The following is a 12,929-nucleotide window of genomic DNA, read 5'->3' as shown; positions in this document are numbered from 1 at the left end:
CTCCGCCTTCGACTATCTCATCCGCCTGCCCGCTGAGGAGACGCAGGCGGCCGCGGCCTGAGCCGGCCCAACCACAATCGTCACCCCGGCCTCGTGCCGGGGTCCACCTCGCCTTGCGCGATGGGCAAGTGCCTTTCGCGCGTCGCCTGCTTCCCGGTGGATCCCGGCACAAGGCCGGGATGACAGGGTGGAATAAATTGATCCCATCACTTATATCCCCGCCATCAATCGCTTGGATCGATCAATGGCGCAGACCTACCTCCCCACGCTCAAGCAGCTCCAATATCTGGTCGCGCTCAAGGATCACGGCCATTTCGGCCGCGCCGCCGAGGCGTGCTTCGTCACCCAGTCCACCCTTTCCGCCGGGCTGCGCGAGCTCGAGACGCTGATCGGCGTCGTCCTGGTCGAGCGCACCCGCCGCGTCGTCCGTTTCACTCCACTCGGCGAGCGTATCGTCGACAAGGCCCGCCGCGTGCTGCGCGAGGCCGACGAGCTGTCCGATCTCGCGCGCGCCGCCGGCCGCCCGCTCTCCGGCGAGATGCGGATGAGCGTCATCCCCACCATAGCGCCGTTTCTCCTCCCCCGCATCCTCCCGCGGCTGCGCGCCGATTATCCCGACCTCAAGCTGTTCCTGCGGGAAGAGCCGAGCGGCGCGGCGTGCGAGAGCCTTCACACCGGCCGCACCGATTGCGTGCTGCTCGCCCTCCCCTATGCCTGTGGCGACGTCGAGACGGCGCCGCTGTTCGAGGATCGGCTGTTCGTCGCCTTTCCCGAGGGCGAGTATGAGCCCGACCACGCCGCGGTCACGCCGAGCGAGATCGACGAAACCCGCCTGCTGCTGCTCGAGGATGGCCATTGTCTCAAGGACCACGCGCTCGCCGCGTGCAACCGCCCCGAGTTGCGTGCGGAGGCGACGATGCTGGGCACCTCGCTCCACACCATGGTTCAGATGGTGGACAACGGCCTCGGCGTGACGATGCTGCCCGAAATGGCGCTCGACGCGGGCATCCTCGATCACACGCATGTCGCCGCGCGCCCGCTCCAGGCCGACAATCCCGCACGCCGCATCGCTCTAGTGTGGCGCAAGGCGTCCCCGCGCGAGCGCGACTTCCGCTTGCTTGCCGAAGTGCTGGCTCAGTCGGGACTCCAGCGCGCCGCCGCCTGACCGTCGCCCGCGCGCGGCTCGACCCAGCGCGCCGCATCGCCGCGGATCTCGCGTTTCCAGAACGGCGCCTCGGTCTTGAGCTTGTCGATCAGGAAGGCGCAGGCATCGAGCGCCTCACGCCGGTGGCCAGCCGCGGTCGCGACCAGCACGACGCGATCGCCGGGCTCCATCGGTCCGACGCGATGCACGATCACCGCCGAGAGCAGGTTCCAGCGCGTCATCGCCTGCTCGGCGAGGTCGCACAGCGCCGCCTCGGTCATTCCGGGATAATGTTCGAGCTCGAGCTCGGTCACCCCGTCGTCGGCACGCACGATCCCGGTGAAGCTCGCCACCGCCCCCGCCCCGGTCTCCTCGATTCCGGCGAGCTCGGTGCCGATATCGATTGGCGCGGGATCGACCGAGACGCGGATCATCCGCCCGTCACCGGGGGGAAGAAGGCAACCTCAGCGCCGCCGCCCAGCTCGCTGTCGAGCGGCACGAAGCGATGGTCCACCGCCGCTCGCAGCTTCGTGAGGTCGCCCAGGGCCTCGGCATGGCCGGTGCTGCGCCCCTTCAGCCAGTCCGCGAGATCGGCCACCGTCCGCACCGCCTCGGGTGGCTCGACCGTTTCCTCGCCGGTGCCGATGCGCTCGCGAACCCAGGCGAAGTAGAGCAGCCGCATCAGCTGTCCATGTGCTTCAGGCCGACGCGCAGATAGTCCCAGCCGGTGACCAGCGTCAGCACCGCCGCGCCCCACAGCATCGCCAGGCTCACATCGTGCACCCATGGCCAGCCGGGCACCGCGCCCGCCAGCACCAGCCCGCCGAGCGACATGAGCTGCAGCGCGGTCTTCCACTTGGCCAGCGCCGAGACCGGCACCGACACTTGGATCCCGCCCAGGAACTCGCGAAGTCCCGACACCGCGATCTCGCGTACCAGGATGATCAGTGCGGCGATCATGTGCAGGTCGGCGATGATGCCCTTGGCGCACAGGATCAGGATCACCGCGGCGACCATGATCTTGTCGGCGATCGGATCGAGGAAGATGCCGAGTTTCGACACCGTCCCGCGCGAGCGAGCGAGATAGCCGTCGAAATAGTCGGTGATTCCCATCAGGCAGTAAGTCGCGAAGCCCAGCGCATAGCCCGCGCGCCATTCGGGCCACCACAGGAAGAAGACGAGCAGCGGCACCGCGACGATTCGCGACAAGGTCAGGATGTTGGGCAACGTCAGCATCTTCGTCCGCTCTAGCACCGGCGCCTTGCGCAATCATCCCCCGTCGCGCGCAACATGTCCCTGTGACGCGCCCGTACCCCTGCGTGGCACGCAACATGATTGTCATGCGCCGCCGATAGCGGTTGCCGCCACGCCGCCCGCGCGGCTATGCCCTGAACCAGTTTCGACGGACGAAGGCCCGCCAACCACATGATCAACGCGCTCGGATTGCTCAAGGAGCGCCGGTTTCTGCCCCTCTTCACCACGCAGTTCCTGGGGGCGTTCAACGACAATCTGTTCAAGACCGCGCTGGTCCTGTTCGCCACCTATCAGGTGTTCAACGATCCCCAGCAGGAAAGCTATTTCAACGCGCTGGCGACGGGCCTCGCGATCCTGCCCTTCTTCGCGCTTTCCGCACTCTCGGGCCAGCTCGCCGACACCTATGACAAGGCGCGCATCATCCGGATCGTCAAGACGGTCGAGATCGGCATCATGCTGTTCGGCGGCGCCGGCATCTATGTCGCGAAGATGGGTTATACCAACATCGGCATCGGCATGATGCTCGGCGCGGTGTTCATGCTCGGCACCCACTCGACCTTCTTCGGCCCGATCAAATACGCGATCCTGCCCCAGCATCTGAAGGATGACGAAGTGCTCGGCGGCACCGGCCTGGTCGAGGCCGCGACCTATCTCTCGATCCTGCTCGGCACGGTGATCGCCGGCTGGGTCTCGGTCGAGACCGCCGGGTTCCTGACCCTCGCGGTCGCCGCGATCGGCTGGTTCACCGGCCGCCTCGTGCCCCCCGCGCCGCGCGCCGGGCCGATGCTCGAGGTCAACTTCAACCCGATCACCTCTTCGTGGCGTCTGGTCGGCGCGACGATGCACATCCCGCGCCTGTTCCTGGCGATCTGCGCGATCAGCTTCTTCTGGACAATCGGATCGGTGCTGATCGTGATCTTCCCGCCGCTCGCCAAGAACCTGCTCACCGCCGACGAGCGCGTCGCCAGCCTGATGATCGCAATCTTCTCGGTCGGCGTGGCGATCGGCTCGCTCATCATCAACGCCATGCTCAAGGGCAAGATCTCCGCCAAATACTCGCCGATGTCGGTGATCCTGATGGCGGTGATCGTCGGCATCCTCTCGGTCGAGGCGCGCTTCTGGGTGCCGGCGCCCAATGGCGGGCTCTATGGCGTGGTCGAATTCATGAAGATGCCGCAGGCGTGGCTGCTGCTGCTGACATTGATGGGGATCTCGATCACCGGCGGCATGTTCGTGGTGCCGCTCTACGCCTTCCTCACCACCACCGTGACCAAGGACCAGACCGCGCGCACCGTCGCCGCCAACAACATCGTCAATGCCGGCGCGATGACCGTGGGCGCGATCGCGGTGATCGCGATCACCGCTGCGGGAGTCGGGCCAGAGGACATGTTGCTGCTGGTGTGCGGGATGTGCGGCATCTCCGCCTGGATCGCGCAGAAGCTGCATCTCGCCTGCGACTAGCAGGCCCCCGGGCGAGCGCCGACTTCAGAGGAAGAAGGTGTAGAAGCAGACGAAGAAGGCGCAGTAGCTCAGCACGAAGAGCTTGAGGTCGCTGTCGTCCTCGCGCTTGCGCACTTCGGCGCGGATCGCGGGCAGCGTGGCCCGGAACGGGTGCCCTTCCGGGGGGCGGCCGAGGATCGCCTGGCGTCGCATCGCCGACAGTTAACGACCTGTTTACGATTTCGACCATCATGGATGATGGTTAACGCCGTCTAAATTCGGGACATCCGCGCCGTGGCGCGCGCAAACGAAAAAGGGCGGCTCGCGCCGCCCTTGTCACATTCCGTTGGAAGAGGATGGTGGAGCCGAGGGGGATCGAACCCCTGACCTTCGCAATGCCATTGCGACGCTCTCCCAGCTGAGCTACGGCCCCATCCGTTCCGGGAAGGCGATGGCCTCTAGCAGCCATCGCGTGCTTTGCAACCGGGTTTTTTCCGGCTGCTCAGCTTTCGTCGTCGTCGTCGCCGGTGTCGACGCCCAAGTCGTCGTCGCCGCCCAGATCGACATCGTCGTCGGGCGAGCCCTCGGCGTCCTCATCGACGTCCAGATCCTCGTCGCCGAGATCGGCATCGTCCTTCTTCTTGTCGACCTCGGCCTTCACTACCTCGAACGGCAGCGGCTGCTTCGACTTGAGGATCGGCTCGGGATCCCAGGCCGTGCCGCAGCTGATGCAAGTGACCGGCTCGTCCTTGGTCAGGTCATAGAAGCGCGTCGCGCATTTCGGGCAGGTCCGTTTCGTGCCCCATTCCGGCTTCACCATGTGCCGCTCTTGCCTTTTCTTCGATTTCCAGGGTGGCGAGGATTTGTATCCCCGTTTGAAGTGGCGGGCGCCTTGCCATAGCGCAAGCCCCCTGTCAAAGCCGCCGCCGATGAGCGTCGCAACACCCCTCCCCCTCGCCATTTCCGCCCGCGGCCCGGTGCGCGGCAACCTGACCGTCCCCGGTGACAAGTCGATCAGCCACCGCTCGCTGATGTTCGCCGGACTCGCCGTCGGCGAAAGCCGCATCGAGGGGCTGCTGGAGGGTGAGGACGTGCTCGCCACCGCCGCCGCGATGCGCGCGATGGGCGCGACGATCGAGCGCCGCGGCGACGGCGTGTGGCACGTCTGGGGCGTCGGCGTCGGCGGGCTGCTCCAGCCCGAGACCGCGCTCGAGATGGGCAATTCGGGCACTTCGACGCGGCTGCTGATGGGGCTCATCGCCAGCCATCCGATCACCGCGACCTTCACCGGCGACGCCTCGCTCTCGAAGCGTCCGATGGGGCGGGTGATCGACCCGCTGTCGCAGATGGGCGCCGACTTCACCGCGAGTCCGGGCGGCCGCCTTCCGCTCACCATGCGCGGGCTCTGCCCCGCGGTGCCGATCGAATACACGCTTCCGGTCGCCTCGGCGCAGGTCAAGTCGGCAGTGCTGCTCGCCGGACTCAATACGCCGGGCCTCACCCGCGTGATCGAGCCCGTTCTCACGCGCGACCATAGCGAGCGCATGCTCGCCGGCTTCGGCGCCGAGTTGACCGTCGAAGAGACGCCGCAGGGCCGAATCATCTCGATCCGCGGCGAGGCCGAGTTCGATCCGCAACATATCATCGTACCCGGCGATCCCTCCTCCGCCGCCTTCTGGATGGTCGCCGCGTCGATCGTGCCGGGCTCGGACATCACCATCGCCAATGTCGGGCTCAACCCGACGCGCACCGGCCTCACCACCGCGCTGCGCATGATGGGCGCGGACATCGTCGAACTCGATCCGCGCATCGTCGGCGGCGAGCCGGTCGCCGACCTGCGCGTCCGCCACGCCCCGCTGAAAGCGATCGAGGTTCCGCACGATCTCGCGCCCAGCATGATCGACGAATACCCGGTGCTGTTCGTGGCGGCCGCCTTCGCCGAGGGGCGCACCGTCGCGCGCGGCGCGGAGGAGCTTCGCGTCAAGGAATCGGACCGCATCGCCGCGATGGTCGCCGCGCTCCGGCCTAACGGGGTCGCGCTCGAGGAATATGAAGACGGCCTCGCCATCACCGGCACCGGCGGCGAACTCATCCCCGGCGGCGCTCCGGTCGCCTCGAAACTCGACCACCGTATCGCGATGAGCATGGCGGTGGCTGGACTCGGCGCGAAGGCCGAAGTGAGCATCGACGACGTCTCGCCGGTGGCCACCAGCTATCCCGGCTTCTTCGCAACCCTCGATTCGCTCACCGGCCGGACCCACGCATGATCATCGCCGTAGACGGACCCGCCGCATCGGGCAAAGGCACCATCGCCCGCGCCCTCGCGCGCCACTACGAACTCCCCCACCTTGACACCGGCCTACTCTATCGCGCCGTCGCCGCGACGGTGCTGCGCGAGGAGCTGGACCCCGAGAAGGAAGCCGATGCGGTCGCCGCGACAGGCTTCGACGACCTGCTGCTCGCCGACGAATGGCTGCGCACCGACGAGGTCGGTAAAGTCGCCTCGATCGTCTCCGCGCATCCGCTGGTTCGTGCCGCCTTGCTCCAGCGCCAGAAGCGCTTCGCCCAGCAGCCCGGCGGCGCGATTCTCGACGGGCGCGACATCGGCACGGTGATCGCACCCGATTCCGACGCCAAGCTTTTCGTCAAGGCCACGCCCACGATCCGCGCCCAGCGCCGCCACGCCGAGCTCCGCCGCAACGGCATCATGGCCAGCCTCGACAAGGTGCTCGCCGACATCCGCGCACGTGACGAGCGCGATACCAAGCGCACCGATGCCCCGCTGATCGCCGCGCCCGACGCCGCGGTGCTCGACACCAGCTTCCTCTCGATCGAGGCGGCGGTGGAGAAGGCGATCCAGCTGGTCGAGAGCCAGCGCGCGAAGAAGGCCGCGGCCGCACGCTGATCAGCGGGTCGGCGGCGCCCCCTGCCCTTCGCGTGCCTGGATCGCCAGGAACTGCTCGAGCAGCGCCACGCGCGTCGCGATATCCTTGCGATAGGCGGCGTCGTGCGGCGCCAGCGCCAGCGCCCGCTTCCACCACGGCAACGCCGCGGCGAACTGCCCGGTGCGGACATGTGCGAGGCCGTAGAAAAAGGCCGGCCCCGGATGCTTCGGCGCCAGCGCCACCGCACGCCGGAACGCGACGCCGGCAGCCGGCGACACGGTCCGTCCGTCGGCCTCGACCAGGGTCATGCCGTACCAGGTCCACAGCGCCGCGTCGCCCGGTGAGGATCGCACCCCGCCTTGCATCAGCCTCGCCGCCCGCTCGGGGTCGCCACCGCGGACCAGCGCGTCGGCCGCGAAGAAATAGCCGTCGATATAGGTGAAGCGCCCGAACATCGCGCTGCGCAGGTCGCGCAGCATCGGCTCGTCGGGCCGTGCCTTCTTGGCCGCCGTGACCGGCGCGCCGCCAAGCTCGGGCCGCGCCTGCAGCGCATAGCCCGCCGCGCCGAGCATCAGCGCCGCGCCTGCGAATGACCACAGGGTCCGCGGCAGTCCGAGCAGCCACAGCAGCGCGAACGCCGCCACGCCGATCCCGCCGAGTGCGATCCAGCCCATCATCCGCGCCGCCTCCGCAAGGTCCCGCGAGCCAGCCACAGACCGGCCCCGAGCAGCAGCAGCGGCGCGAACCACAAGGGCGCGGTGGTCCAGCTCAGCGGCGGGTCGTAAGTCACGTAATTGCCATAGCGCTCGACCAGCCAGTCGCGCACCGCCGCCGGCTTCTCGCCCGCGGCGATCCGGGTCCGCACGATGCGGCGCATGTCGGCCGCCATATCGACGTCGCTGTCGGCGATCGACTGGCCCTGGCAGACTAGGCAGCGCAATGTCTCCATCAGCGCGGCCGCCTGCGCCTCCTCGGCGGCATCGGGCAGCTGCGCATAGCCGAGATCCGCGGGCGCGCCCGCCGCCAGCGCGAGGGCCAGCACCAGGCTCACTTCGCCGCCTCCAGCGCTGCGAGCAGCTTGGGCACGTCCTCCTCGCGGATATCGCCGATATGCTGCGCCGCGATCCGGCCTTGGCCGTCGATCACGAACGTCTCGGGCACGCCCGCCGAGCCGATGCCGATCTGCACCACCCGGTTGCGGTCATCGCCGATCCGGGCATAAGGATCGCCGTTGCGTGCAAGGAACGCCTTCACCGCATCAGGCGAGTCCTTGATCGCCACCGCGTCGATCTCGATGCCCGCCTGCCTGAGTTTCATCAGCTGCGGCGCCTCGGCGATGCACGGCACGCACCAGCTGGCGAACACGTTGAGCAACCGCGGTTTGCCGGTCGCGAGGTCGGCGCGGCTAAGGCCCGGCTTGCCCTCCACCATCGCCGGCAGGCTGAAGTCGGGCAGCGGCTTGCCGACCAGCGCCGACTTGACCACCGTCTCGCTCGGCCCGGTCAGCCGCCACGCCCCCAGCGCCACGACGACGAGGAACACGATCAGCGGCACCCAGATCGCCCAGCGCCTCACAGCTCCGCCTCCTCGCGCCGCTGCGCATTGCGCCGCTCGCGCCTGACGCGTCCAAGCAGCGAAAGCGCGCCGCCCAGCGCGATCAGTCCGCCGCCCAGCCAGATCAGCGTCACGAACGGCTTCCACCACAGCCGCAGCTGCCAGCGTCCCTCGGCGTCCTGCGCGCCCAGCACGGCATAGAGCTGCCCGTCGATCCGCGTCGAGATCGCCGCCTCGGCGGTGTCGGTCGGCGGCGAGGAATAATAGCGCCGCTGCGGCCTCAGCAGGAGCATCGGCCCGTCCACCGGCCCGCGCGACGCGGTCACGCGTCCCTCGACCGCCGACCAGTTGCTCCCGATCACCGGCGCGACGCCGTTGAGCACCACCCGCCACGGGCCGACATAATAGGGCTGGCCGTAGCGCGCCGCGACCAGCCGCTCGCTGGTGAAGGCGCTGTCCGCCGCCATCCCCGCGAGGCTAACCGCCACGCCGAAATGTGCGATCACCATCCCCCAGGTGAACAGCGGCGTGCGCAGCAGCCTGCGCTTCCACAGCGGTGCGAAGCTCGCCACCGCCAGCCCCGCGGCGAGCCCGAGTCCGACGATCTCCATCCATCCGATGCCGGGCGCAGCGGCGAAGGTCCCCGCCATCACCAGCACGGCCAGCGTCACCGGCACGGTCAGCTTGGTGAGCAGCGCGTTGAGGTGATCGCGCCGCCAGTTGAGCAGCGGCCCCGCCGCCATCGCCGCGACCAGTGCCAGCGCGATCGGTCCCGCCGCCTTGTTGAAAAAGGGCGGCCCCACCGAGAGCTGGTCGCCCATTGCCTGCGCGACGATCGGATAAAGCGTCCCGATCAGCACGATACCGAGAATCACGCTGAGCAGCAGGTTGTTGAGCACCAGCCCGCCCTCACGGCTCAGCAGGTCGAACCCCTGCCCCGCCTTCACCCGCCCGACCCGCAGGCCGTAGAGTGCCAGCGCCCCGCCGATATAGAGCGCGAGCAACACCAGGATGAAGCTGCCCCGCGTCGGATCCACCGCGAAGGCATGCACGCTGGTAAGGATGCCTGAACGCACCAGGAAGGTGCCGACCATCGACATCGAAAAGGCCACGACCGCGAGCATCAGCGTCCACGCCCGCAACCCGTCGCGCGCCGCCAGTACGTTGACCGAATGCAGCAACGCGGTCGCCGCCAGCCACGGCATTAGCGAGGCGTTCTCGACCGGGTCCCAGAACCACCAGCCGCCCCAGCCGAGCTCGTAATAGGCCCAGTAGCTCCCCGCGGTGATGCCGATCGTCAGGAACACCCAGGCACCCAGCACCCAGGGCCGCATCGCCCGCGCAAACGCCGCGCCGACCTCGCGCGTCACCATCGCGCCGACCGCGAAGGAGAAGGCGATCGAAAGACCGACATAGCCGAAATAGAGCGTCGGCGGATGGAACGCCAAGCCCGGGTCCTGCAGCAGCGGGTTGAGCCCAAGCCCGTCGCGCGCGGGCGGATCGAGCCGGGTGAACGGGCACGAGGCGATCAGCAGGAAGGCATAGAAGCCGAGCGCGATGAACGCCTGCGCGCCCAGCGTCGCGGTCAGCGTCGCGCGGTCGAGCTTCTTCTCAAGCAGTGCGATCGCCGCGCCGGCCAGCGCCAGAACGGTTACCCAGAGCAGCATCGAGCCCTCGTGGTTCCCCCATGCGCCCGCGAACTTGTAGAGCCATGGCTTGGCCGAATGGCTGTTCTGCGCGACCAGCAGCACCGACATGTCGGATTGCAAGAACAGCACGATCAGCAGCCCGAACGACAGCGCCGCCAGCCCGCCCTGCACGATCGCCACCGGCCGCACCGCCGCGGCCAGTTCGTCCTGCTTGAGGCGCAGACCCAAAGCTGCCATCGCCAGCTGCATCAGCGCCATCGCCGCGGCGAACCACAGCGCCGCCAGCCCCGCTTCGGCGATCATTTAACCAGCGTGTCCGTGGAGGGCATCTTGTCGGCGATCTCGGGCGGCATGTAGCGTTCGTCATGCTTGGCGAGCAGATTGTCCGCGACGAAGCCGCCATCGGCCGTGAAGCTGCCTTCGGCGACCACGCCCGACCCTTCCTTGAACAGGTCGGGCGCAACGCCGGTGAAGCGCACCGGCACCTTCGCATCCTTGTCGGCCACGACGAAGCTCACCGTGATGCCGTCGGGCAACCGTTTGAGCGATCCCGTCTCGACCATCCCGCCGAGCCGCACCGCCTTGCCCACGGGCGGGTTCTTGGTCGCGAGGTCGCTTGGCGTGTAGAAGAACGCGGCCTGGTCCTTGAGCGCCGAGAGCGCCAGCCCGCTCGCCCCGCCGATCGCGGCGAGCGCGGCGAGGCCCAGGAACAGCCGCTGATGCTTGCGCTTCATCGCCGGTCTCGCAGCGCGTCGGCCGCGCGCTCGGCGCGGCGCATCTCGAGCCAGCTCGCCAGCGAGATCCCGCCGACGCCGGCGACGACTACCGCATAGGCGGCGAGGATGAACGGCCAGTGGTTCATGCCGTCATCCGCCGCAACCGCGCCTCGACGCGCTGGCTGGCCAGCGCTGCGCGCATCCGCATCAGCACGATCCCGCCGAACATCAGGCTGAACCCGGGCAAGGTCAGCAGCAGCGGCCACAGCATCGAATCGTCGATGGTCGACTGAGTCAGCGTCAGGCTCTGCCCCTGGTGCAGCGTGTTCCACCACACCACCGAATAGCGGATCACCGGCAGCAGCACCGTACCCGCAATCCCGAACAGCGCCGGGATTCGCCCGTCGCCGCCACGCTCGCGGTCGGCGCGCTCGAGCGCGATCCAGGCGACATAGACGAAGAACAGCAGCAGCATGGAGGTCAGCCGCCCGTCCCATTGCCACCAGGTACCCCAGGTCGGCCGCCCCCAGATCGATCCGGTGATCAGGCACAGGGCGGCGAACACCGCTCCAACCGGCGCGATCGCGCGCGCGGCGATGCTCGCCAGCGGATGCCGCCACACCAGGTAGGCGAAGCAGGCGATCGCCAGGCTGGTCCAGCCGCCCATCCCCAGCCACGCGCTCGGCACATGGATGTAGAGGATGCGCACGCTCTCCTTCTGGAGATAGTCGGCGGGCGTCTGCGTGAGCCCGCCCCAGGCGCCCGCGAGCACGAGCGCCAGCCCGCTCCAGAACAGAATGGGGGTCAGCGGTCGCGCGATCTTGAGGAAGCGCGTGGGATTGGCGAGTGCGTGGATCACGGCGTTTGGCCGCCTTTAGGCGGATTCGCCGCCCAAGTCCAAACCCGATCGCTATCCGGCGGCGGTCTTTGCCTGCTGGCGTTTGGCGAGTGCTGTGGTCGCCTTCTTCACCGCCGCCTTTGCCGCCTTGGGCGCCTCGCCATCCAGCGTATCACGCTTGATCACTTCATTTGCCAGAAGCACGCGCAACTCTTCCTCGCTGGTGCGCACACCTTCGAAGAGACGGCGGAGCTCCCTTTTCAGCGCACCCACCATCGTGTCGCTCAAAAGCATCTCAGCCAGGACGTAGCGATTTAATATCTGCGCCTGACGATGAAATTCCTGCAGCGCATCCGTGCTGATGCTCTCGCGGCAGAGCATGAACAGCTTCGCTAGATCGTCGCCCGACCGGCCCGACAGCGCGCCCATGTCGAAGCAATAAACCTCCTCCCAATCGATTGGCTGGGAAAAGCGGATACGGTAAATTTTCCACATGATCGCGTTCGTCAGGATGATCCATTCGATGCCCTGATGCGCGCCATAGTTCACCGCCTGCCTCAGGTGGTTGTCGTTGAGCGAAGTTCCTGCCGACTTGACTTCCGCGAGGTAGTGCACCTTGCCCTCGACCTTGATCGCAAGATCACAAAAGGTGCCCCGAATCTGCTGTTCGCTCGTCAGTTCGGTATATTTGTCATAGCCGAAGATGTCGGTCAGCATGTCCTTGATGACGGTAACGGTATCCGCCTCGGATATATCTCGCTCTGCCAGTTTGCGGACGATTGGCTGGTACCGTTTCAGCGTGAGGACAAGGCGATCCTGCACCTTCTTCGGAATCTTGACCGACGACATCCCATCCCCCTTTTTCAAGGAAAAGGGGCATCAAATACTCGATAAGTCAAGTTGAGGCGCCTGTTTCTCAGGCGACGAGCTTCTCGAACTCGCCCTCGGTCAGCGGGATCTGGAATTCGAGGCCGGCCTCGAAGTCGCTGGCCCATGCCACCCGCGCCGCCCAGTGTCCGAGATGCGGCAGCGTCAGCCAGATCATCGAATCGCGGCGCAGCGCGGAGAAGGTCTCGATCCTGGCGCCGTGGATCGACAGATCCACGACCTTGCACAGCGCACGGTCGAGCCCGCCGCGGCCGACCTTCGCATCGAGCGAGACCGGCGCACGCGGGGAGCGCCGCCGGCCGAGCACCGCGGGTTCGAATTCGGCTGCAAAGCTGCGTCCCGACGTCATCATCGGGCAAGCCTAGGCGGCGATGGCTAATGGCGCGTTAACGCCGCCAGCCCGCATGCCTCACTTCTTGTTGGAGAGCGAAAGCCCGCCGAAACGCTTGTTGAAGCGCGCCACCTGGCCGCCCGTGTCGAGCATCTGACCACGGCCGCCGGTCCAGGCCGGGTGCGCCAGCGGATCGATGTCGAGCTGCATCGTGTCGCCTTCCTTGCCCC

The 12,929-nt window shown here is 67.6% G+C and carries 19 protein-coding genes and 1 tRNA gene; 4 read left to right on the top strand and 16 right to left on the bottom strand.

Annotation, left to right across the window (positions count from 1 at the left end):
• Window positions 1-244: 244 nt before the first annotated feature.
• Entirely contained in the window at window positions 245-1,165 is a 921-nt protein-coding gene (locus ABDV68_RS14485; protein ID WP_343520783.1) for a hydrogen peroxide-inducible genes activator, read from the top strand.
• Here ABDV68_RS14485 and ABDV68_RS14480 read toward each other — a convergent pair.
• Genes ABDV68_RS14480 through pgsA form a run of 3 tightly spaced genes read right to left on the bottom strand, consistent with a single transcriptional unit; the run spans window position 1,135 to window position 2,380 of the window.
• Window positions 1,135-1,578: a molybdenum cofactor biosynthesis protein MoaE gene (locus tag ABDV68_RS14480; protein WP_343520782.1), complete on the bottom strand. Its 444-nt coding sequence runs from the start codon at window positions 1,576-1,578 to the stop codon at window positions 1,135-1,137. The genes ABDV68_RS14485 and ABDV68_RS14480 overlap by 31 nt on opposite strands.
• Window positions 1,575-1,826 carry a molybdopterin converting factor subunit 1 gene (gene moaD, locus ABDV68_RS14475; protein ID WP_343520780.1) on the bottom strand — a complete coding sequence of 84 codons (252 nt, stop codon included), beginning with the start codon at window positions 1,824-1,826 and terminating at the stop codon, window positions 1,575-1,577. Before moaD ends, ABDV68_RS14480 begins: the two co-directional genes overlap by 4 nt.
• The gene (gene pgsA, locus ABDV68_RS14470) at window positions 1,826-2,380 is read right to left on the bottom strand and encodes a CDP-diacylglycerol--glycerol-3-phosphate 3-phosphatidyltransferase (RefSeq protein ID WP_343520779.1); all 555 of its coding nucleotides are present in this window, start codon (window positions 2,378-2,380) and stop codon (window positions 1,826-1,828) included. Before pgsA ends, moaD begins: the two co-directional genes overlap by 1 nt.
• Window positions 2,381-2,569: 189 nt before the next feature.
• Here pgsA and ABDV68_RS14465 point away from each other — a divergent pair, with 189 nt between their 5' ends.
• Window positions 2,570-3,859, top strand: coding sequence for an MFS transporter (locus tag ABDV68_RS14465; RefSeq protein WP_343520778.1), 1,290 nt, complete (start codon window positions 2,570-2,572; stop codon window positions 3,857-3,859).
• A 24-nt stretch (window positions 3,860-3,883) separates the two neighbouring features.
• Here the strand turns inward: ABDV68_RS14465 and ABDV68_RS14460 are convergent, their stop codons facing one another.
• From ABDV68_RS14460 to ABDV68_RS14450, 3 genes are all read right to left on the bottom strand, one after another.
• Window positions 3,884-4,051, bottom strand: a complete 168-nt coding sequence (locus tag ABDV68_RS14460) for a hypothetical protein (protein ID WP_343520777.1) — start codon at window positions 4,049-4,051, stop codon at window positions 3,884-3,886.
• A gap of 144 nt (window positions 4,052-4,195) precedes the next feature.
• Window positions 4,196-4,271 (bottom strand) — tRNA-Ala (locus ABDV68_RS14455).
• A gap of 69 nt (window positions 4,272-4,340) precedes the next feature.
• Window positions 4,341-4,658 carry a TIGR02300 family protein gene (locus ABDV68_RS14450; protein WP_343520776.1) on the bottom strand — a complete coding sequence of 106 codons (318 nt, stop codon included), beginning with the start codon at window positions 4,656-4,658 and terminating at the stop codon, window positions 4,341-4,343.
• Between the two features lie 109 nt (window positions 4,659-4,767).
• Here ABDV68_RS14450 and aroA point away from each other — a divergent pair, with 109 nt between their 5' ends.
• Window positions 4,768-6,105, top strand: coding sequence for a 3-phosphoshikimate 1-carboxyvinyltransferase (gene aroA / locus ABDV68_RS14445; RefSeq protein ID WP_343520775.1), 1,338 nt, complete (start codon window positions 4,768-4,770; stop codon window positions 6,103-6,105).
• Complete coding sequence (cmk, locus tag ABDV68_RS14440; RefSeq protein ID WP_343520774.1) at window positions 6,102-6,743, top strand: (d)CMP kinase; 642 nt, start codon at window positions 6,102-6,104, stop codon at window positions 6,741-6,743. The genes aroA and cmk overlap by 4 nt, the downstream gene beginning before the upstream one ends.
• Here cmk and ABDV68_RS14435 read toward each other — a convergent pair whose 3' ends face one another.
• From ABDV68_RS14435 to rpmE, 10 genes are all read right to left on the bottom strand, one after another.
• The gene (locus tag ABDV68_RS14435) at window positions 6,744-7,397 is read right to left on the bottom strand and encodes a hypothetical protein (RefSeq protein ID WP_343520773.1); all 654 of its coding nucleotides are present in this window, start codon (window positions 7,395-7,397) and stop codon (window positions 6,744-6,746) included.
• Window positions 7,397-7,774 carry a cytochrome c-type biogenesis protein gene (locus ABDV68_RS14430; protein WP_343520772.1) on the bottom strand — a complete coding sequence of 126 codons (378 nt, stop codon included), beginning with the start codon at window positions 7,772-7,774 and terminating at the stop codon, window positions 7,397-7,399. Before ABDV68_RS14430 ends, ABDV68_RS14435 begins: the two co-directional genes overlap by 1 nt.
• Window positions 7,771-8,298, bottom strand: coding sequence for a redoxin family protein (locus ABDV68_RS14425; RefSeq protein ID WP_343520771.1), 528 nt, complete (start codon window positions 8,296-8,298; stop codon window positions 7,771-7,773). The genes ABDV68_RS14430 and ABDV68_RS14425 overlap by 4 nt, the downstream gene beginning before the upstream one ends.
• Window positions 8,295-10,229, bottom strand: coding sequence for a heme lyase CcmF/NrfE family subunit (locus tag ABDV68_RS14420; protein ID WP_343520770.1), 1,935 nt, complete (start codon window positions 10,227-10,229; stop codon window positions 8,295-8,297). The genes ABDV68_RS14425 and ABDV68_RS14420 overlap by 4 nt, the downstream gene beginning before the upstream one ends.
• Window positions 10,226-10,660 carry a cytochrome c maturation protein CcmE gene (gene ccmE / locus ABDV68_RS14415; RefSeq protein WP_343520769.1) on the bottom strand — a complete coding sequence of 145 codons (435 nt, stop codon included), beginning with the start codon at window positions 10,658-10,660 and terminating at the stop codon, window positions 10,226-10,228. Before ccmE ends, ABDV68_RS14420 begins: the two co-directional genes overlap by 4 nt.
• Window positions 10,657-10,788 (bottom strand): heme exporter protein CcmD, encoded by a 132-nt coding sequence (gene ccmD / locus ABDV68_RS14410; protein WP_343520768.1) that lies wholly within the window; start codon window positions 10,786-10,788, stop codon window positions 10,657-10,659. The genes ccmE and ccmD overlap by 4 nt, the downstream gene beginning before the upstream one ends.
• A complete protein-coding gene (ccmC, locus tag ABDV68_RS14405; protein ID WP_343520767.1) occupies window positions 10,785-11,501 on the bottom strand; it encodes a heme ABC transporter permease CcmC in 717 nt (238 codons plus the stop codon). Before ccmC ends, ccmD begins: the two co-directional genes overlap by 4 nt.
• Before the next feature lie 51 nt (window positions 11,502-11,552).
• Complete coding sequence (locus ABDV68_RS14400; RefSeq protein WP_343520766.1) at window positions 11,553-12,329, bottom strand: hypothetical protein; 777 nt, start codon at window positions 12,327-12,329, stop codon at window positions 11,553-11,555.
• Between the two features lie 67 nt (window positions 12,330-12,396).
• Window positions 12,397-12,720 carry a PilZ domain-containing protein gene (locus ABDV68_RS14395; RefSeq protein ID WP_343520765.1) on the bottom strand — a complete coding sequence of 108 codons (324 nt, stop codon included), beginning with the start codon at window positions 12,718-12,720 and terminating at the stop codon, window positions 12,397-12,399.
• 57 nt (window positions 12,721-12,777) lie between these two features.
• The coding region (gene rpmE / locus ABDV68_RS14390) for a 50S ribosomal protein L31 (RefSeq protein ID WP_343520784.1) at window positions 12,778-12,929 on the bottom strand (152 nt) is incomplete at its 5' end.

The organism is Sphingomonas sp. (assembly GCF_039595165.1).
Classification (GTDB): Bacteria; Pseudomonadota; Alphaproteobacteria; order Sphingomonadales; family Sphingomonadaceae; genus Sphingomonas.
Note: the sequence above shows the minus strand (reverse complement) of the source record. Positions and strands in the feature narration are given on the sequence as shown.